This is a genomic window from Streptomyces sp. 2-1, from assembly GCF_048564895.1.
Lineage (GTDB): Bacteria > Actinomycetota > Actinomycetes > Streptomycetales > Streptomycetaceae > Streptomyces > Streptomyces phaeochromogenes.
Genome location: NZ_CP183383.1, coordinates 11,334,236 through 11,357,297 on the forward strand (window position 1 = coordinate 11,334,236; position 23,062 = coordinate 11,357,297).

The following is a 23,062-nucleotide window of genomic DNA, read 5'->3' on the forward strand; positions in this document are numbered from 1 at the left end:
ATGAGCATGATGGCGTCGCCCGAGGTCAACGCGATGATCTTCATCCTCACCGGTGAGAAGCTCATCGACGCCGACGAGGACCTGGCCTACGAGAGCAGGCGGCCCTACTCCGGCCTCGGCCGCAAGCTCGACCGGGTGTCGTCGCTGATCGAGAAGTCGATCCACGACATCGCCGAGGTCATGCCCGACGACCTCTCCAAGTCGTATGCCAAGGCGATGGGCATGCTCATCGACGACGGCGGCAAGAACTATCTGCGCGAGTTCTCCGAGCAGCTCGACAAGATCGCCGAGGGCCGGCGCAAGACCTCCATGGACATCATGGAGTCCAAGTGGCAGGTCATCGCCGAGGTCATCCGGCTGCTCATCGAGATCGCCATCTACCTCGCCATGTCCTTCTTCACCGGTGGTGCCTCGGCCAGCCAGATCATGATGGCCAAGCTCCGCAGCCGGTTCATGATCCTCACCACGCTCACCCACCTGCTCCAGCGGCTGCACCTGGCGCCCTCGCTGACCGAGGCGTTCGCCGAGGCGTTCACCACCTTCGCGGTGCGGCTCGCGATGATGAACTTTGCCCCCAACGGCCGCCGCCCCGACGGCTTCGACTGGAACGACATCCTCAAGTCGGCCGCGTTCGGTGCCGCTGCGGGCTTCCTGACCAGCGTCTTCGACGACTTCGCGAAGAACATCGTCAAGAGCTACGACAACAACTTCCTGAAGAACGGGCCCGACCTCGACTTCAAGAACAACCCCAACCTCAAGAACCCCCCGAACATCAACCTCAAGAACAACGGCCCGAACCCGAAGCCGAACCCCAAGCCGGATCCCGGTCCGGGGCCGGGCCCCGGTTCCAACCGGGACAACACCCCGGGCAACAGTCCGGGCCCCAACCCGAACCTGAACGGCCCCAACCTCAAGAACAACAACCCGTTCACGTTCCGGTTCAACCCCACCTCTTTCAAGAACAACACCAATCTGTGGCGGAACAACCAGATCCTGCGCAACAACGCCGACCGGCCGGGTGCGCTGGCCGGGCACTACGGTCTCAAGGGGACCGCAGACTTCCTCGCTGCCGGCGCGGGTGAGGCGCTCGCCGAGATCCTGATCAAGGGCGCCTTCGACGGCGACTGGTCCACCAGCTGGTCGACCTTCGTCGGTGCGGGCCTCAGCAGCCAGGTCGAGGCCACCCTCTCGGACACCGCGATCAACAGCGGCGCCGAACTGCGCAACGCCATCGAGAAGTTGCGCAACCAGCCGCCCACCGTCTCCGCCGGCAACACTGACACCGACACACGGGACACCGACAACTCCACGCGCTCCGGAAACGGCCCCGACCACGCCGAAGGCTCCGGCGGCACGGACACTTCGGGGTCTTCCGGCTCGACGGGCGGCAGCGGTTCCACGCGTACGCAGCCCCCGCCCGTGTCCCGGGACACCACCGGTACGGGCGACTTCGCCGGCGTCGACCTGCCGCCGCCCTACTCCGGCATGGACCCGCCGCCGTACAGCACCGTGGACCCGCCGGCGTACTCGGCGGGCCCGCTGCCCGTGACCGCAGCGGAGGACGAGCTGTGGCAGCAGGTCCACAACGGCACACCCGAGATCCGCGAGCAGGCACTGCAGGACCTCGCTGCCCTGCGCGGCTCCCAGCCGCCCGGCAGCACCGAGGTCGGTGTCCGTGACAGCCTGCACGGCAACCTGTCGCAGCTGCCCGAGGTCCGGGTGGTTCCCACAGGGAACAGCCCCGCCGCCCAGATCGACACGGACGAGATCCGCCGCGTCCTCGACAGCTTCGGCACGCCGGTCACCGTGGACGCCCCGATCTCCTCGAACGGGTTCGGGGGCGGCTCCACGGGCAACTCCGTGCCCGGTCCCACCGGAAACGCCAACGACAACATCAACGTCGATGGCGACGGCAACTCGACGGTGGACCTCGACACGGACCGCCGGCTCGAAAACCCCGCCGACCTGAACGGCGCCGCGCCCGAGGTGTCACCGGAGAACTCACCCGAGGTGTCTTCGGAGAACTCGACCGAGGTCTCCCCGGACAACTCCGCCCAGAATTCGCCGGACAGCGAGGTCGCAGGTCCAGCCCCCGCCCCCGGCAACTCCGCCACGCAGGGGACGGGGACGGGCACGGGAACAGGTTCGAACGCCGGGACCGGCCGACCGAGCGGCGTACCCACCGGTGGAAGCAGCCAGACCCCCTCGGCCCCGCAGCCGCAGGGCTCCCGCAACCCGGACGCCACAGGCCAGCCGGACGGCTCGCAGACCACGACCACCGACGACACCGCGTCGAACACGACCGACGGCGACCGGCAGTTCACGACAGACAACGATCCGCAGATCACGACAGACTCCGACTCGCAGGTCGCCTCCGACAACGACCCGCAGGTCACCGCCGACGAGGGACCGCGGGTCCCGCAGTCGCCGGAGACCGTCAACTCGCCCGACAGCGACGGAACTTCGGACGTCACCGAACGTGGCCCCGCCCCGGTCTCCGACATCACCGCCGCTCCGCCGAAGGTCAATACCACCGGTTCGTACGCCGACACGAGCGATGGGACCGAAATCGGCGGCCAGACCGACGTGAAGGCCGGTCCGTCCCCGACGGTCACGGACAACTCGTCCACGCAGGCACAGCCGTTGACGATCGTGGTCTCGGATGCGCCGTCGCCGGTGGCGGGATCGCCGGAGGCGGCCGCACTGCTGGACGGCGCCGGAGTCGACCGGGCCGTGGTGCTCGGTCCGGCGGTCGCGCCGGACGGGACGGGGCGTCCGGTACGCGCCGCCGTGGAGCTGACCCGCGAGGGGCCCGGCGCTCCGGTCCAGGTCCGCCGGCTCGCCGGTCCGCCGTCCGCCGCGACGCCGGACGGCGACGCCGACACCGCCTTCCCCGGTGCGAACGTGCTGCTGCCGCTCGCCGACGCCCTTGGCCCTGCTCCCGTCGTGGACTCCGGGTCCGACACGCAGACCACCCCGAAGGCCACCGTCAAGACCGACAGCGGCCCGGTCGACACCCCGGCCGCGCGCCCGAAGCTGGTCTCGGACGGGACGTCCCTCCTGGACGCCAAAAGCGTCAGTAACGGCGTGGGCCCGGACTCCACGCTCACCACCGCGCCCGCCGCGGCCAAGCTCGCCACCCTGTCACGCCCCTGGACCGACACGGCCACCGATCTGTACCTGGAGTCGGGCAACGACGAAGGCACGGGCACCGGCGACCGGGCCCCCGACCTCGGCGGCGGACACGGGCCGGGGAACGGCGGCACCCCGCCTCCGCCACCCACCACGACGGACGACACCACGTCTGTCGACCCCGCACCGGACGACCTCACGCAGGACGACTCCGCGTCGGACAACCCCACGGCGGCGCCCCCCGTGGTGTTCCCGCCCGCCGGGCGGATCATCGTGCGACCCGCGGACAGCGGCGGCACCACCGACGATGTGAACGGTCCCGCGCGCCCCGCGGGCGACCCGGTCGTCACCACCCTGGACGGCCACAAGGTGCCCATCGCGCAGCTGCGGCGCATGGTGCCGAGCGCGACCGTCAAGCCCCGGCCCGGGCGTGCCGTGCAGACGCTGACCATCTCGCAGAGCCCGGCCGACGACGGTACTGCGCACAGTGCGGGGCGTCGCGCCCTGCTCGACCAGGACACCTTCCGCGGCGTACGCACCATGTCGGTCTCCCCGGCCCTGGCGGCAGAGACCACCTCGACCGCCTCGACGACGCCGGCCAACTCGAACCCGCAGACCGTGGCGGACCCGCCCGTCCGCCGTACCGTGTTCACAGGCCCGCCGACCGCGCTGCCCGGCTCGGACACCGAGAGTGGCGCCGACTACTTCACGAGCCACGGCACCTCACGGACCGTCACCCTCGGTACCGAGGACGTGGCGCGCCCCACCGTGAAGATCAGCGGTGTGCAGCTCGGCGAGGTACTCAAGTCCTGGGCGCAGGACCGCGACCGGGAGCGGCCACTGGTGCTGTTCTCCTGCGAGACCGGACAGCAGCCGAAGGTGGCGGGCCTGCCGGTGGCCCAGCACGTGGCGAACCGGACCGGCCGCCCGGTGTACGCGCCGACGACCGAGGTGGGCACGGCCAGGGACCGGGACGGCAACGTCCGCGCGGTCCTCGCCGAGGGCCCGGACGGGCCGGGATCATGGCGCCTCTTCACCCCGGAGCCCAGCGGCACCGACCTGGACGCGCTGGCGCGCGACGCCGGTCTGCACGCGGGTCCGGAACCGGCCGACGCCTTCGCCCAGGCCCGTACCCTCCAGCAGGTCCGCACGCTGCGCGACACCCTCGGCACGGACGCCGAACAGCAGCAGGGGAACCGGGAGCTGCTCGCCGGACTCGCCTACGTGGACGGCCTGCGCTGGCTCAGCCCGGACACCGCCGCCCGCTACGGCGACGGCCGGATGACCCAGGACCTGCTGCGCCGGATGGTCGTCGACCGGGCCGGTGCGACGGGCACCGGCATCGATCCGTCCGCCGAGCCGACGGTCGAGCAGTACACCGAATTCCTGCGTGCCGCGGCCGAGTTGCGGAACACCGCCGGGCCCGACACCACACTCGACGCCCTGTTGCCTCCGCCGCCGCCCGCGCTCCCGCCGACCACCATGGTCTCGCCGCAGGACGTACGCGGTCTGTCCTACGCACCCTCCGCGCAGGTCACCTGGTCGCTGTCCGACACCCCGCTGCCGCTGTCCGAGCTGGGCCTCAGTTCCGAGGACACCGCCGAACTGGCCCGCCGCAGGCCCGATCTGGCGCCCACGCCGAGCCGCCCGGAGAGCATCGCCGAGGACCTGACCCTCCTCAGCAAGACCACGCCGGCCGGCCCGGACACCGTGCTGCACGCGGACGGCCTGGCCTTCCGGCGCCTGGAGACCCCGGGCGGCGGGAACTGCCTCTTCCGCGGCGCCCTGGACAGCGCGCGCAGCCACGACATACCCCCCGCCTGGGCCGCGCTGAACGTCGCCGGCCTGCGCCGCCTGCTCAGCGACCGGATCAGGGGGTCCGAGCTTGCCGCCGCCGCGGCCGAGGCGACCCCGGACCCGGTCCTCGCCGTCGTCGACGATCTGCGGATGACCGCCATCGCCGGGGTGGAGGACGCGGACGAGCAGAACCAGATCAATCAGGACTGGGACCGGATCGCGCAGGCGGTCGTCAACGACGGCGACGCGGTCCGGTGGCAGCAGATCCTCCGGGACGGCGGCTACCCGAACCTCGCCGACGTCGCTCCCACGCCGGCCGACGCACGAGAGTTCGGCACCGAGGAACTGATCGCCGTGGCGGCGGAGCTCCCCGGACTGTGGGCGTCCCCCTTCGCCGACCTGCTCCCGCAGGCCCTGGCCCACACCCTCGACCTCGACCTGCGGCTCGTCCAGCCCGACCGGCAGTCGCCGGGGACCACCTTTGTCACCAACCTCCACCCGGGCGGCCAGGGCGGCACCCTGCACCTGGCCTACAACGGCACCGACCACTACGACGCGCTGGTGCCGGCGTCGGCCCCGCTCACCCCCGTACCGGACCCGTCCCTCACACCGCCTCCGGTCACCCAGGACCCGGCGCTCCAGGATCCGGCCACCCAGGACCTGGACGACTCCGGGCCGTTCGGGGAGTGGCTGCGCAGCATGGGCGGGGTCACCGACCTGGACAGCTCCGACACCGAGACCCCCGACCGGGGCGATCCGGTGCCGCTGGAGACACAGCTCGACCGGCACCGTCCGGCCCGGCTGCTCACCGGGCCGGACGCCCGGACGCCCGGCCCGCCGCCGCGTACCGTCACCTTCGAGGACGGCACCCGGCTGCCCACCGTCCTGATCAGCCCGGACGCCGACCCCGGTGACGGCACCACGCCTCCGGCCGGCCGGCCGGCCGGGACCGCGCGAAGCCATCCCACCGGGCTCTTCACCGGCCTCGGCAAGACGACCCTGCGCTCGCCCGAGCAGGTCGCCGAGGAGATCCTCGGTAAGCTCCCGAAGAAGCTGCGTGATCAGTTCGACGAGGCGGAGTTGCTGGGCCTGCTGATCCAGCAGCCGGACGCCTTCACCGCGCCGCGCGGCGCGCGCTTCGTGGGCCGCGAGAAGTCCGGGGTCGGCCATGAGATGACCGTCGAGGCCATCCCGTACCACCGCTGGGAACGCTTCTCCAACGTGGGGGACGCCACCGTCCGGGTGGACACCATGCGGCGCGGCCAGGCCGGCACGGGCGGCGGGCGCAGTGTCGGTTTCGGGCGCCGGATCGCCGGCGGCCTGAGCATGGGCCCGCCCCTCAACTGGCTGCTGAAGATCGGCTTTTCGCTGGGCTGGACGCGGAAGACCGACTACGCCCAGGGCACCCAGGCCTACAACCAGTCGGAGTGGCGCAACTGGGAGGGCTCGCACCTGCATCTGGACGACGTCCACTACCGGGTGCGGGTGGACCGCGTCACCGAGGCACCGAAGACCACCGGTCCGGACAACTCCCCGAGCGGCAGCACCACCACGAGCACTCCCGCCACCACAAGTACGCCCGCCACCACTGGCACGGCCACCAGCACGACCCCGGCCACGCCCACGACCCCGGTCATTCCGGCTCTGCCGAAGCCCGACTGGCAGCGCACCCAGGTGCACACCGCGGAGTTCGCGATGCGCGACGGGCTGAGCTGGCGGCTGCCGGACGATCTCACCGTGCCCTTCAAGGGACCCGAGCGGGCGCCGAAGACGCTCACCTTCCCGGACGGCGTCGAGCCGCGCATGACCGACACCACCGGACTGCACCTGGTGGACCCGCCGGAGGACATGGCACTCGCCATCTCCGGTGCGCGGCCCGGGAGTTCGGCGCACCGCACGCTGGTCTCGTACGTCCGGCCGGGCCGGCTGCTCGGGCTGTTCGGGCGGTTCTCCGGGCCGGTCACCGGGCCCGAGCTGACCAAGGGCAGCGGACAGCACCCGCTGGGGCACCTCATCGTGGAGCGGTCGGTGCCGCACCGGGCCACCCTCGTCACCGAGTCGGTCAAGGCGGAGCTGCGCGATCTCACGCAGACCACGTACCAGAACGAGCGCGGTCACGTACGTGACACCCGGCTGGGCTTCCAGGTGACCGCCGGGCCCAACTACACCATCGCGGGCCCGGAGACCGACGTACGCCTTCAGGGCGGGCCCCTGGTCCGCGCGGACATCTCCACCGGGCGCGGGCACTACCTCGGTGTCGACGCGGCTCGCAAGACCACCGGGCGCGTCCGCAACCACCCGGTCGCGCTCTACCGGGTGGAGCGCACCCTGATGGTGCGCAAGCCCGGCGAACCGTCCTCCGCGGCCCGGCAGGTCCGGGTGGTCAGCCTGGACTGGATCTCCACGCAGGACGCACGCCGTCTCGCGGGCTGGGACAGCCGTACGCCGGGCCAGGCCGGCCCCAACCCGGACGCCGAGCCGCCGGTGCCGTGGTACCTGACCCGGGAGGACCCGGTCCACCTGAGCGGCCAGGTCCGCGCCGAGGGCTTCCGCCCCAGCCGCCCGCAGGGGCAGCTGCAGCCGCAGCCCCTCACCCAGCCGCAGCCCCTGGGACAGCCGCAGACACAGAGCCAGACGCAGCCGCAGACCCAGCCGCAGACCCAGCCCACGACCCAAGGGCAGCCGCAGATCCAGCAGGGGCAGACCCAGGCTCCGCCGCCTCCGCCCCAGGACCCCATGAAGGCCTTCGCGGACACCGTCCTGGACACGCTGCACCGCTCGTACCCGTCGCTGTTCGTCCCGCCGTTCATGCTGAGGCATCCGCGCCTCGCCAAGTTCTGGTACGGCGACGGGCGCATGCGTACCGCGTTCCACAACGACCGGCAGGTGCGCGAGGCGCTCAACCGGCCCAGCCTCGCGCAGAGCCTGGACGACCTCACCACCACCGGGGTGCCAGTCACCCTCACCGAGGACGGCAAGGTGCGCCGCGGCCACCACACCCTCATCCTCAAGGCGCGCCTCACCGACCGGCGCTTCGAGACAACCATGAGCGAGCGCTCGCTGCGCAACGCCGTGATCGGCACCGAGGTCTCCGGCCAGGGGCAGCAGTCGGCCGTCACCCTCTCCGGCGGTGTCGAGATGGGTGTCGGGCCGCGCGATCACGACAAGGTGGACGGGGTCGGGCTGCCGCGTCAGGCCGGCAGCGTGGCCGTCGGGCTCCGGCACGCCAGGACCGACCAGAAGGCCACCAGGAACACCGTCGCGGTCGCCCACGACCACCTGATGTTCCAGACCGGCGCCGATCTCTACAGCTACCAGGTGGAACTGGGCGCGACCTTCGAGGGCCACCGCCGCCCGCGCGGCTGGGCCAGGCTCGCCTCGATCGGCCTGCTCGGCGCGGGCGTCTTCGTCAGCAAGGTCGAGGAACGCCCGCTGTTCAGCCGCGGCAGCGAGACCGTGGGCCGGGTGGAACTGGCCGTCCCGTCCGCACACGGCTCCGACCGTTACGCGCCCGCCGACCCGCCGCCCACCGGGCCGGCCCCGGCCACGACGACCACCCCCGCGCCGCAGCAGCTCTCCTCCGCCGAGGCGGACCAGCTCCTCGACGGCACCCGCCCCACGCCGACGACGGAATCCCCCGACCACCAGCTCACCAAGAAGCTGCTGAGCGCACCGCACGTGGTGCTCAGCGCCGAGGGCGGCCCGCAGCGCCAGCAGCTCATGCAGGACACCGCCGACCGTGCCTCGGGCACCTCCTGGCACGTCAGCGCGCCCGGCGCCCCGGCACGCACCGCGCTGCGCCGCGCGATGGCGAATCTCAGCGTGGCCGGCCAACTCGGCCAGTACCTGGGCCCGTTCGGCTCCCGCATCCCCGGACTCAACGGCGCCGGCCCGTTCCGGACCCACTACCTCAAGGGAGCGATCCGTGGCGAACTGAGCAACTTCCGGGTCAAGAGCGACCCGAAGCCGGCCAGTTCCGAGACCACCGTGGGCAACGAACACCGCATCAACGGCACCGCGAGCACCGTCACCCGCACCACCCTCGGCCTTCAGGGCGCCGACACACCCCTGCAGCAGGCACCCGGCCAGCCCGCGGTGGTCGGCTCCTATTCGGCGGCCCTGCAGTACGCCTGGGGCAAGGGCCGCAGCGTCTCGCAGACCGTCACCCGGGGCCGTAACACCACCCTCTCCTACGCCGGGCGGATGTACCTGGTGGTCGCCGACGCCGCCGAGACCGTCGCCGTACGGGACCGGTGGACGGCCGCGATGGGCGCGATCGGCACCCGTGCCGGGGCCGGGATCAGCTCCGCGGCCGGGCGTATCTCCCAGCGGCTCGGCAACAGTCTCTCCCCGCGCCGGGCCGCCGCCGCGCTGCAGCACATCCGCGACGCGGTGATGTTCCACCTGCCGATGCAGGACGTCATCGAGGCCGGGCTCGCCCCGGACGGCCTGGGCACCGACACCCCGCACAACCTCGGCGGCGGCTACCGGCTGCCCCCCTACCTGAGGTTCCGCCGTTTCCTCACCCACCCCAGCGGTCAGCTCGACGCGAGCGCCGCGGCGCAGCTACTGCTGACGCAGCTGGAGCGGATCGGGGTGCCCGGGCACGACCGGGAACAGGTCATCCAGCGGCTCTCCCCGGACTTCCTCGCCGCGCACCTGCACGAGCTGACGACGGACGGGATGACCCTCCCGGTCCGCTACCGCACCTGGTCCGACCCCTTCCACCTGCCCGTCGGTGGCAGCCCGGCACAGCTCAAGTTCACCCTGACCCCGGTCACCACCACCGTGGACAAGCTGCGCACCGGCTATGAGCTGGAGGACTACCGCACCACCGCTCGCGACGACGCCGCCGGCGCCTCCCAGGACCGCGGCGCCGACGCGACGCTCAGCGGCGGCCAGCGTGCGGCGGAGGACGGCATCCTCATCGCCAACCCCTCGCTCCAGGGCACCGCGGCCAAGGCGCGGTCGAGCGTACGGACCCAGACGGCCGGCACCACCTCGATGCCGAACATCGCCACCACCCAGGCCCACGCCGAGGTCGTCACCGGCTACACCCTCACCGTCGTCATGACGGACTCGACCGGCGACGCGCTCGCTCCCGGCGTCTCCTCCGTCTCCGTCGGCAGTCTCAACGAGGTCCTCCCGGCCAGCCTGCTCACCCCGGTCGGCGAAGGCGACGACGGAGCACTCACCGAGCAGGACATACCGGAACCCGAGCGCTCAGTACGGGTACTGACGGCCGCCCAGGCCCGCCCGGAGGGCATCGCCACCTGGCGCACCTCCGCCGCCGGGGACCCCGGCGGCAGCGCCGACCCGGACGTCCTGCCCTTCGACGACACGATCGGTTCCGGCATCCTCGCCGTGGACATCCGCGGCGCGGGCAACGTACACGACGCCCTCACGGTCGCGACCGCACGAGCCGACGGCCTCGGCGACACCGACCTCGGCAAGCGGCACACCGGCAAGGAAATCGCCCGCCGGGTGCGCACGGCACGGCTCACGACGCTCACCGGCCTCGGCACCGCACCCGCCCAGGCCCAGCAGGAGGCCACCTCGCAGGTCGGTCTCACCTCCGGCTTCCGTGAGGCCCTCGGAGCGAACGGCACCGTGCTGCCCAGCCAGGCGTCCGCCCACCTCTTCGGCCAGTCCCACACCGCCGACTCCCGCCTCTACGCGAAGATGCACCGCCGCGGCGCCCGGCTGCTCGCGGTCGAGAACAAGCCGCGCATGGAGGCCATGCAGCGGGCGAAGGCCTCCGACGCGCTCGGAGCCGACGTCACCGACAACGTCGAGGGCGCGGTGGGCACCGCGCCGCTGGCAGGAAACAGCAACGCCGGTGTCACCAACCCCGGCGCCACGGTCCCGATCGCCGGGACGAACGACGGCACGACACTCAAGGGCGCCACGGACACGACCCTCGGCACCCACATCAAGGTCGTCACCGACCGGAGCATGCTCTTCGCCGTGCCGGTGACCTGGCTTTCGGTGGCCGAGGTGGACCACCGGTACACCGACAGTCGCGCGCTGCACGCGCTCGGCAAGGCCAAGCGCGGGCCGCGCGCCGCCGAGAGCGAGACCACCGCCCTGGTCTGGCTGCGCGAGGACATCGCCCGCGACTACGGGCTCCTGGACGACTCCACGTTCCCCGACGAGGTCGTCGCGGCCTGGGACGGCCAGGCCAAGGCGGCCGCAGACCTCGCCACCGCCGAGAAGAACTACTACGACGCCCGGGCACGGGCCCGGGAGACGTGGCTCGACCTGAGCGCGGAGGAACAGACCGCGCTCGGCGACGACAACTCCGGCCCACTGACCGACCTGCCGCCGGACGTGCTCTGGTCGCCCGCCGTCGTCGCCTGGCAGGCCGCCCGCGAGGAGGTCCACCGCTGGCAGCAGCGCACCGACGCGGCCGCCGCCGACCACCACCGGCTGCAGCTCGCCGCGTCCCGGCTCACCGCCCACCACCAGGGTTCGGCCTCGGTCACGGTGCCGGACCGGCCGCAGGAGTACACCGCCCCTGACTGGCGCTCCGAGGCCCCCGAGCCCTACACGATCACCGACGCCACCGACACGGCCCCGCGCACCATCACCTCGCCGGACGGCACCACCGTGCGCGAGGTGCACGACATGCCGCACGACGGCGCCTCGTTCTTCCACGCGCTGCTCGCCGCCGCCGACACCCGCGGTCGTCTGCCGTACCTCCTCGGCGACGACCTCGCTGACCGGTTCAGCCGCGACCCCGGCGATCCGGTGGTCACCGCGGAGGCCATCGGCGTCGCCCGCGACCGCCTCGCCTGGGAACTGGGCGCCGACGGCAACGAGGACCTGCTCGACGCCCTCGCCCTGGACGCCGCGGACACCTTCACCCAGGCCGAACTCGACGCGGCGGGCGTGGTGTTCACCCCCGCGCAGCAGGTCGAGTTCGACGCGTTCGGGCGCCTCCCGCAGACCTACTGGCCGGCCCCCGCGCAGCGGGTGGCGCTGGCCACCGCGGCCCTGTCCCGCCCGTTCGCGAGCGAGCCGCGACAGGACGACGCCGCGTCGACGGCCGACCGGCCGGCCTCGCCCGAGCGCCGGGCGGGCGACCACGGCGGCGCCGACCTGCTGCCCGCCCTCGCGGCCAGGGTCCTGGGCACGCCGATCACCGTGGTGACGGGGGAGGGCCGCGACCAGGTCCACCTCCCGCACGGCGTCGACCTGGTCGCCGTCGACCCGGCCGCCGACCCGGTCCTCTTCGCCACCGACGGGTTCTTCCACGCGGCGCTTCCGACCGGCACCCCGGCACCGGTCGCGACGGCGTTGCCGGCGCCGGCGACTGCGGTCGATTCGGGTACGACGACCGAGACGTCCACGGGGGAGACCACGCGTCCGGCGTCGGAGCACCCGCCCGCCCACCGCAGCCACACCATCGCGCCCTGGCTGCCGCCGGCCGACAGCAGCGATCCGCGCTACCGCATCGACCGCGACGGCGTCCTCACAGCACCCGACGGCGCCACCTACACCCAGGGCACGCCCGCCGGCCGCGGCAACGGCTTCTTCGACGCGCTCTCCACGACGCTGCTGCAGGCCGCGGCACAGCCGGGCCTCGACCGCCGGGAGGCGGCTCGCCTGCGCTCGCGTGCCGGCGCGACGCCCGCCCAGCTGATGCGCCTGAACGGCCTGCCCGGCAACCGGGCGGAGCGCGACACGCTCTTCACGCCCCCGCCGTTCCGGGCCCGCCCCGGCGCGCCCGCGCCGAGCCAGGACGCCCTCGACGGCCACCTGCGCCGGCACCTCGCCGAGGCCCCGTGGGATCGCGGGGCGGACCGCGCGGTGGCCGAGTGGGCAGCCGCCGCGACCGGCGCGACGGTCACGCTGATCGAGGAGAACGGGACTTTCCACACGTACGCCGGGCCGGGCGGCGACAGCGGCCCACACATCCGGCTCCGGCGCCGCGGTGGCGACTTCGTGCCGGTGAGCCTCCACACCCCGGCCCCTGCGCCGAAGGCTCCCGATCCCAAGGACACGAAGGCCCCCGAGCCGAAGGACTCGAAGGCGCCGAAACCGAAGGACATCGGGAAGAAGGGTCCCGAGCAGAAGGACGCTCCGGAACCGAAGGGTCCCGGGACGGATACCGATGGGCAGGTCACGACGCCCGTCGACACCATCTTGTCGGTCCCGCCACTACACGACCCCGCCTTGCCGCCTCCGCTGCCGACGGGCAGCAACCTCCCGGGAGTCCAGGAGGAGGCGTACGAGCTGAGCACGCTGTCCGGCAGGGACACGGACACGAATGTGCCGACGGACTCGCACGTGCCGACCACGGACACGAACGTGCCGATGAGTTCGGAGACGGCACTCGCTCCTGCCCCCGCCGCGCCGGAGCCGGTGCTGCGTCCCTTCAAGCTGGGGAACTTCGAGTTCACGAACCTGAACCAGACGGACCGGTACGTCGACAAGGCGGTCCGGGTCATCGAGCTGCTCGACGAGCACAGCACGATCAAGAGCTACGTCGACGGCCGCCCCGTACGGATCACTCTGCACCTGCGGACGACGGAAACCCCGGCCGACGTACGCGACCTGGGCGACGAGGGCGTTCAGATCAACCTGGCGAGTTACTACTTCGAGAAGTACGACACGGGTTATGTCATGGGGATGCTGGCCCATGAGATCGGGTTGCACCCCCTCGCGTCCCGCAACACGGACATACCCGAGCAGGAGGAGGCGTACCGCGGTATGCCACTGCCGGTGCCGGGGCTGACCGACCTGAAGACGCCGCGGACCATGAACACCGACAACGCGGGCCAGGCCGACCACATCATGGCGGCCTACCCCAAGACCATCCGGTACGGCATCTACCGCGACATCGTCATCGAGATGGCCAAGGTGCTCGCGCGGCGCGCGCGTGTCGGGGTGGCGGGAGCGAAGACGCAGGACGTCACCGACCTCTTCGACACCTATCTGATGGACCTGGCCTCCATCGCGGTCACCAGCGACTACCGGTTGAACGCGGTCAAGGAGCCCAACTACACCGCGAGGGTCTTCAACGCCTACAAGGAGATGCTGCGGGCCGAGTTGGCGGACACGCCCGCCCTCCAAGCGCTGCTGCCGTCGAACAAGAGCCTTTTCGGTGTCGCACGGTCCTTCACCCAGCTCGCCAGCAGCATCGCGACCAACAACCGCGGCGACAGCATCCAGCAGCCGGTCGCCCCGGAGCAGACCGGCGGCACCAACGCCGAGGCCCGCCCCAGACTCCCCGGGGCCGCCACGGACACCGCCGCACCTGTCGACCCGGGCACCGACGCCGACACCTCGTCCGACACCTTGCCGACGCGCGACTCGCACGGCCCGCGTGGCCCCCGCGACAGCCGTACCCGGTTCGTGGTGCGGTCCGGCTTCGACGCCCGGCGGTTCTCGTACCAGGGCCGGCCGGTCACCGACCTCACGGTCCGGATCGCGCTGCGTGGTACGGACGACCAGGCCACCCATGTCTTCGACCAGCTCAAGGCGGGTGTGGAGGAGTTCCTCAACGCGCCCGAGTACCGCCTGCCCAACGGCGACCGGCTGCACGTGACGGTCGAGCAGGCCGACTTCACCGCGGCGCCGCACCTCACCGTGGACCTGGCGGGCCGGGACCGGGCGATGGATCAGGTCACCTGGTGGGCGGACGCGGCCCCGGTGCAGATGGTGCACGAGCTCACCCACCAGCTCGGCCTGCGCGACGAGTACCGTGACGCCGACTCCCCGCACCGCCCCCACATCCTGGGCAGCCTCCTCGGCGACCTCAACGAGGCGCCCGAGGACCCCTCCCTCGCGCCCGCCGGCCTGCGCGACCGGCATCTGGCCCTGCTCGGAGCGCTCATCGGCGACGTCACCCCGGCGCCGCAACCGAGCGCCGACCAGAGCTGGTCGGAGGCCCGCGAGAACGCCGTCGAGGAACCCCGCGAGTCCCTGTGGGTCGACCCGGTCTCCCTGCCCCGATCCGCCGACGGCACGCCGGTCACCGAGGTCCCGGTGCGTATGCAGCGCGAGGACCAGGAGGGCTCGGAGACGGCACCCGCCACCGCGCTCGCCGCGCCGGAGCCGGTGCTGCGTCCCTTCAAGCTGGGGAACTTCGAGTTCACGAACCTGAACCAGACGGACCGGTACGTCGACAAGGCGGTCCGGGTCATCGAGCTGCTCGACGAGCACAGCACGATCAAGAGCTACGTCGACGGCCGCCCCGTACGGATCACTCTGCACCTGCGGACGACGGAAACCCCGGCCGATGTGATCGACCTGGGTGATGAGGGCGTTGAGATCAACCTGGCGAGCTACTACTTCGAGAAGTACGACATCGGTTACGTCATGGGGATGCTGGCCCATGAGATCGGATTGCACCCCCTCGCGTCCCGCAACACGAGGATCCCGGAGGAGGAGGACCTGTACCGGGAGATGCCCCTCTTGGTGCCGGGGCTGGAGAACCTGAACCCGCCGCGCTTCATGAACACCCTCGGCGCCGGCCAGGAAGACCACATCATGGCGGCCTTCCCCCACAGCATCCGGCACGGCATCTACCGGGACATCGTCCTGGAGATGGCAGGGGTGCTCGCGCAGCACGCGCGGGTCGGGGTGGCGGGCGCCAAGCCCAAGGACGTCACCGACCTTATCGACACCTATCTGATGGACCTGGCCTCCATCGCGATCACCAACGACCACCGGGCGCGTGCGATCAGGGACCCCAACTACACGGCGAGGGTCTACAACGCCTACAAGGCCCAACTTGCCGCACACCTGGCCCAGGACAGCCTGGTCCGTGCCCTGCTGCCCGCGGACAAGGGCAGGTTCGGCGTCCTGGGAGACTTCGCGACGCTGGCCGCCAACGTCGCGACCAACAACCGGGGCGACAGCATCCAGCGGCCCGCTCCGGCGCAACCCGCCGCCGACACCGCTGGTCGGCCCGGCGAGGCGCGCCCCAGGCTGCCCCAGAGCAACACCGACGGGACGACGACCACCGGCGTCCCGGCCCGCATGCCGCAGAACCCGGACACCGCACCCGCGCCCACGGCGGTGGGGCCTGCGCTCGTCCCCTTCAAGTCGGGGAACTACGAGTTCACCAACCTGAAGCACACGGACGAGAAGTACCGCGACAAGGCGGTCCGGATCATCGAGCTGCTGCGCAAGCACGACACGATCCGCGACTACGTCAACGGCCGTCCGGTCCGTATCACGCTGCACGTGCGGACGACCGAGACGCCGGCGGACGTGATCGACCTCGGTGACGAGGGTGTCCAGATCAACCTGGCGAGTTACTACTTCGAGAAGTACGACATCGGTTACGTCATGGGGATGCTGGCCCACGAGATCGGTCTGCACCCGTTGGCCTCCCAGGACACGGGTATCCGTGACGAGGAGGGGATGTTCGCCGGAGTCGACCTGCCCGTTCCGGGCCTGACACACCTGACTCCGCTGCGCACGATGAACACCGAGGGTGCCGGTCAGGCGGACCACATCATGGCGGCCTTCCCGAGCAGTACGCGGCATCGGACCTACCGGGACATCGTGCTCACTATGGCCGAGGTGCTGGCGGAAGACGCACGCGTAGGTGAGGAAGGTGCGAGGTCCAAGGACGTCACGGATCTGATCGACACCTACCTGATGGACCTGGCGACGATCGCGCTGACCAACGACAAGCGCAGGGACGCCGCTTGGGAGCCGCGGTACACAGCGAAGGTCTACAACGCCTACAAGGAGCAGTTCGCGGCGCGGTTGGCGGACGACAGTCCCGTCCGGAGCCTGCTGCCGGCCGACAAGAGCTGGTACAACGTCACGGGCAACTTCCTGGGGCTGGGCAGCAGCGTCGCGTTCAACAACCAGGGCGACAGCATCCAGACCGCCGCGCCGGTGCGGAGCAGCACCGAGACCGGGGAAGCACGTCCGCACCTGCCCGGGAGCAGCACCGGCACACCCCCGCGGACGGCACCGGTCGGCTCGCGACGACCCGGGGGATCGCGGGACAGCCGGCCTCGTTTCGTGGTGCGGTCGGGCTTCGACGCGCGGCGGTTCACGTACGACGGCGACCCGGTCACCGACCTCACCGTCCGCGTCGCGATGCGCGGCACGGACGGCCTGCCCGCGCACGCCTTCGCCCAACTCGACGCGGGTGTAGCGGAGTTCCTGAACAGTCCCGGTCACCGCCTGCCCAACGGCGACCTGCTGCACGTAACCGTCGAGTACGTCGATCTGGACCAGCTCGGTCCGGACCCGGCTCCGGACAAGGCCCCCCACCTGACCGTGAACCTGACCGGCCGGGATCAGGCCATGGACCAGGTCACCTGGTGGGCGGACGCGGCCCCGGTCCAGATGGTGCACGAGCTCACCCACCAGCTCGGCCTCCGGGACGAGTACCGCGACGCCGACTCCCCGCACCGCCCGCACATCCCGGGCAGTCTGCTCGGTGACCTGAAGGCGGAGCCCGAGGACCTTTCCCTGACAGCTGCGGGCCTGCGTGGCCGGCATCTGGCCCTGCTGGGCGCGCTGATCGGGGACGTGACCCCGCGTCCCGAGGCCAACGCGCAGGCGGACAGCGAGCAGACCTGGAACGCGGTGCGTACCGGTACCGACCCGGTCCTGCGGAAGTCGGTGTGGGTCGATCCGGTCTCCCTGCCGCGACCGGCCGACGACGCCACGGCCACCGACGGCGTCCCGGCGCACATGCCGCAGGGCCCGAACACGGCACCTGCCGCCGCGGCCGCGACCGACTCCGGTCCGTTCGTGATCGAGAACTTCGAGTTCACCAACCTGAAGCGGTCGAACGAGCGGTATCGCGCGAAGGCGGTCCGGATCGTCGACGTGCTCAGGGACCATCCGACGATCAAGGCGTACGTCGACGGCCGCCCCGTACGGATCACCCTGCACGTGCGGACGACCGAGACCCCGGCGGACGTACGCGACCTGGGTGACCAGGGTGTGCAGATCAACCTGGCGAGCTACTACTTCGAGAAGTACGACATCGGCTACATCATGGGCATGCTCGCCCACGAGATCGGCCTGCACCCGCTGGCTTCCCGGAACGGCGACATCCCCGACGAAGAGGAGATGTTCAAGGGGATTCCGCTGCCGGTGCCGGGACTGGGCGATCTCAGGACACCGCGGACGATGAACACCGAGGGCGCGGGTCAGGTGGACCACATCATGGCCGCCTTCCCCAGCAGTACGCGGCACAAGATCTACCGCGACATCGTGCTGAAGATGGCGGAGATGCTGGCGGAGTTCGCACAGGCGAAGGTGCCGGGTGCCAAGAACCAGGACGTCACGGACCTGATCGACACCTACCTGATGGACCTGGCCTCCATCGCGATCACCAGCGACTACCGGGTGAACGCGGCCAAGGAGCCCGGGAACACGGCGAAGGTCTACAACGCCTACAAGACACAGTTCGCGGCGCGGATGGCCGAGGACAGTCCCGCCCGTGGTCTGCTGCCTCCCGACAAGGGCATGTTCGGCGTCGTACGGGACTTCGCCACGCTGGCCGCAAGCCTCGCCACGAACAACCGCGGCGACAGCATCCAGCCGCCTGCGCCTGCGCCTGCGTCCACGTCCATGGCGACGTCCGCGCCTACTGGTGAGGCCAACCCCCGGCTCCCGCAAGGCGCCGACGGCACCTCGCCGACCGAGGGCGGCATCGAGCAAGCTCCGGTCGTCACAAGGTCGTTGCGGGGTTCTCGGGACAGCCGGCCGCGGTACGTGGTGCGGTCGGGCTTCGACGCGCGGCGGTTCACTCACGAGGGTGAGTCGTTCACCGACCTGACGGTCCGGGTCGCGATGCGCGGCGATGCGGAGCGGGTCCCGGACGTGTTCGGTCAACTCAGTGCGGGTGTTGCCGAGTTCCTGAACGCCCCGGGTTACCGGCTGCCCAACGGTGACCTGCTGAACGTGACGGTCGAGTATGTCGGTCTGGACCAGCTGGGCCCGGACCCGGCTCCGGACAAGGCCCCCCACCTGACCGTCGATCTGGCGGGTCGGGACCGGGCCATGAATCAGGCCACCTGGTGGGCGGACGCCGACCCGGTGCAGATGGTGCATGAGCTGACGCATCAGCTCGGTCTCCGGGACGAATACAGGGATGTCGATTCGCCGCACCGCCCGCACATTCCGGGGAGCCTGCTCGGCGACCTCAACGCCGGCCCCGAGGATCTTTCATTGGCGGGCGCGGGCCTACGTGGCCGGCACCTGGCCCTGCTGGGTGCGCTGATCGGGGACGTGACTCTGCGATCCCAGGTCCAGGAGGGCGGGCAGGACGGCGCGCAGAGTTGGGACGAGACTCGCCAGGCGACCGACCCCGTTCTGCGGAAGTCGGTGTGGGTGGACCCGGTCTCCCTGCCACGATCGGCCGACGACACCACGGCCACGGACGGCGTTCCGGCGCACATGCAGCAGGAGTCGGGTGACTCGGCGCCTGCCGCGCCGGTGCCGACTCTGCGCGTGTTCAAGGTCGGGAACTATGAGTTCACGAACCTGAACCAGACGGACCGGTACGTCGACAAGGCGGTCCGGATCATCGAGTTGCTCGATGAGCATCAGACGATCAAGGACTATGTCGGCGGGCGCCCGGTGCGGATCACCCTGCACGTGCGCACGACGCAAGCTCCGGCCGATGTGATCGACCTCGGTGACGAGGGTGTGCAGATCAACCTGGCGAGCTACTACTTCGAGAAGTACGACATCGGATACGTCATGGGGATGCTGGCTCATGAGATCGGGCTGCACCCGCTTGCCACTCGCAACACCAGGATTCGGGAAGAGGAAGACCTGTATCAGGGCATGCCGTTGATGGTGCCGGGTCTGGAATCCCTGTCGACGCCGCGCTTCATGAACACCGTGGGTGCCGGTCAGGCGGACCATGTGATGGCGGCGTTCCCGCACACGATCCGGCATGGCATCTATCGGGACATCGTGGTGGAGATGGCCGAGGTGCTGGCCCACCACGCGCAGGTCGGGGTGGCGGGAGCGAAGGCCAAGGACGTCACGGACCTGATCGACACGTATCTGATGGACCTGGCTTCCATCGCGGTCACCAATGACCACCGGGGGAGGGCGGTCACCGACCCGGCGTACACGGCAAGGGCTTACAACGCCTACAAGGCCCAGCTGGCGGCACACCTTGCCCAGAACAGCCCCGTCCGGCCGTTGCTCCCCTCCGACAAGGGCAGGTTCGGTGTCCTTGGTGACTTCGCGGCGCTCGCCACGAGTGTCGGTACCAACAACCGTGGTGACAGCATCCAGCGGCCCGTCGCTCCGGACCCGACCAGCAGCACTACGGACAGCAACACCGGTAGCAACACCGCTGGCAACACCGGCGAAGCGCGACCCAGGCTGCCCCAGAGTGACACCGAGTCGACGCCGGCGCCGACGTCGAACCCCGCACCGGCACCGGCACCCCAGCCGGTTCTCACCCCCTTCAGATCGGGGCGTTTCGAGTTCACGAACCTGAAGCACACAGATGAGAAGTACCGCGACAAGGCCGTCCGCGTCATCGAGCTGTTGCGGGACCACCCGACGATCAAGGCGTACGTCGGAGACCGTCCCGTACGGATCACTCTGCACGTGCGGACGACGGAGACTCCGGCGGACGTACGCGACCTGGGTGATGAGGGCGTGCAGATCAACCTCGCCAGTTACTACTTCGAGAAGTACGGCATCGGTTACATCATGGGCATGCTGGCCCATGAGATCGGCCTGCACCCGCTGGCCACTCGGAACCCGGACATCCCCGACGAGGAGGCGATGTTCCGAGGCATCCCCCTGCCGGTGCCGGGGCTGGGCGATTTGAAGACGCCGCGGACGATGAACACCGACAGTGCGGGGCAGGCCGACCACATCATGGCCGCGTTCCCGAGCAGCACGAGACACGGGATCTACCGCGACATCGTGCTGAAGATGGCCGACATGTTGGCCGAGGCCGCGCAGGCCGGTGTGGAAGGTGCCAAGGCCAAGGACGCCACCGATCTGATCGACACCTACCTGATGGACCTGGCGTCCATCGCGATCACCAGTGACTACCGGATGAACGCGGCCAAGGAACCGGGCAACACCGCCAAGGTCTACAACGCCTATAAGGCACAGTTCGCCGCCCGTATGGCCGAGGACAGTCCCGCCCGTGGTCTGCTGCCCGCCGACAAGGGCATGTTCGGTGTCGTACGGGACTTCGCGACACTGGCCGCGAGTCTCGCCACCAACAACCGCGGCGACAGCATCCAGCAGCCCATCCCCGCGGACGACGCCCACCCCAGGCTTCCGCGGGCCAGCGAAGGCGACGCGCGGGCGGAGGGGGGCATCGAGCAAACCCCGGCCGTCACACCGCAGTTGGTGGGGCCGCGCGACAGTCGGCCTCGCTTCGTGGTGCGGTCCGGCTTCGACGCCCGGCGGCTCTCATACCAGGGGGAGCAGATCACGGACCTCACCGTCCGCATCACGATGCGCGGCACGGACGTGCAGGCAGCGCACGCCTTCGAGCAACTCTCCGCAGGTGTGCACGAGTTCCTCAACGCCCCCGGTCACCGGCTGCCGAACGGCGACCTGCTGCACGTGACCGTCGAACTGGTTGACCCCTCGGAGTCCCCGCACCTGACGGTGGACCTGGTGGGCCGCGACCGCGTGATGGACCAGATCACGTGGTGGGCGGACGCCGACCCGGTCCACTTCGTGCACGAACTGACCCATCAGCTCGGCCTCCGGGACGAGTACCGGGACGCCGACTCCCCGCACCGCCCCCACATCGCCGGCAGCCTGCTCGGCGACCTGAACGCAAACCCGGAGGACTCCTCATTGGCCGCCGCCGGGCTTCGCGGCCGGCACCTGGCGCTGCTGGGTGCGCTGATCGGTGACGTGCCCCTTCGTCCTCAGCAGCCTGAGCCGAGCGAACAAGGCACTGGGCAGAACATCGCGCAGCTCATCGAGCAGAGCCTCACACCGGCCAGTGAGCCGGACCGAGCACAGGAGCCTGCACAGGACGCGGCACAGCACATCGGACAGACCTGGGAAGAGGCACGCAAGGGGACCGACGCAGTCCTCCGTCAGGCGGTATGGGTGGATCCGGTCTCCTTGCCCCGACCGGCCGAGGGCGCCGACGACACGGCGTCCAAAGGGGTCCCGGCGCACATGCCGCACAACCCGAGCGCCGCGACCGACCAGTCATCAGATCAGCCGACAGGTCAGCCGGCAGACCAAGTAGCAGCCGCCTACGCGCCGTTCTCCTCGGGGAACTTCGAGTTCACCAACCTGAAGCACACGAACGAGGCGTACCGCGACAAGGCGGTCCGCATCATCGATCTGCTCCGGAAGCACGACACCATCAAGGAGTACGTCGGTGACCGTCGCGTTCGGATCACCCTGCACGTGCGGACGACGCAGACGCCGGCCGACGTGTCGGACCGCGGTGACGCCGGAGTCGACATCAACCTGGCCAGCTACTACTTCGAGAAGTACGACATCGGCCACATCATGGGCATGCTCGCCCACGAGATCGGCCTGCATCCGCTCGCCTCGCGGAACGGGGACATCCCCGACGAGGAGGCGATGTTCCGGGGCATCCCGCTGGCGGTACCGGGGCTGGGCGATCTGAACACACCGCGGATGATGAACACCGACGGCGCGGGCCAGGCGGACCACATCATGGCGGCCTACCCGAGCAGCACAAGGCACAAGATCTACCGCGACATCGTGCTGAAGATGGCCGGTGTCCTGGCAGAGGATGCACGCGTGGGGGAGGACGGCGCCAGGGCCCAGGACGTCACGGACCTGATCGACTGCTATCTGATGGACCTGGCTTCCATCGCACTCACCAACGACTACCGGATGAACGCGGCGAAGGAGCCCAACTACACGGCGAGGGTGTTCAACGCATACAAGGAGATGCTGGCGGCCCAGTTGGCCGAACAGCCCTCCATCCGGGCCCTCCTGCCGTCGAACAAGACGATGTTCGGTGTGATGAACGACTTCCGTCGCATCGGCACCTACATCACGATCGGCAACAGCGGCGACAGCATCCAGCAGGCCGACACGACCTGACCGCACCCGGACCCGTCTGCCACCCGGCGAGCCGAGTCCGCGCCTTGGCCGGTCAGTTGAGCCCGGCCCCCGGCCCGATCATCCCCATCCGGGCAACCCCCGCCCG

Annotated in this window: 1 protein-coding gene; it reads left to right on the forward strand. The window is 70.7% G+C overall.

All coding sequences use genetic code 11. The features are described 5' to 3' along the window. Positions 1-22,956: a hypothetical protein gene (locus ACN20J_RS49430; RefSeq protein WP_419668728.1), complete on the forward strand. Its 22,956-nt coding sequence runs from the start codon at positions 1-3 to the stop codon at positions 22,954-22,956. The last annotated feature ends 106 nt before the right edge of the window (positions 22,957-23,062 follow it).

Coding starts and splice junctions, on each gene's coding strand:
- ACN20J_RS49430 (WP_419668728.1), top strand. CDS start 1: ATGAGCATGATGGCGTCGCCCGAGGTCAACGCGATGATCTTCATCCTC.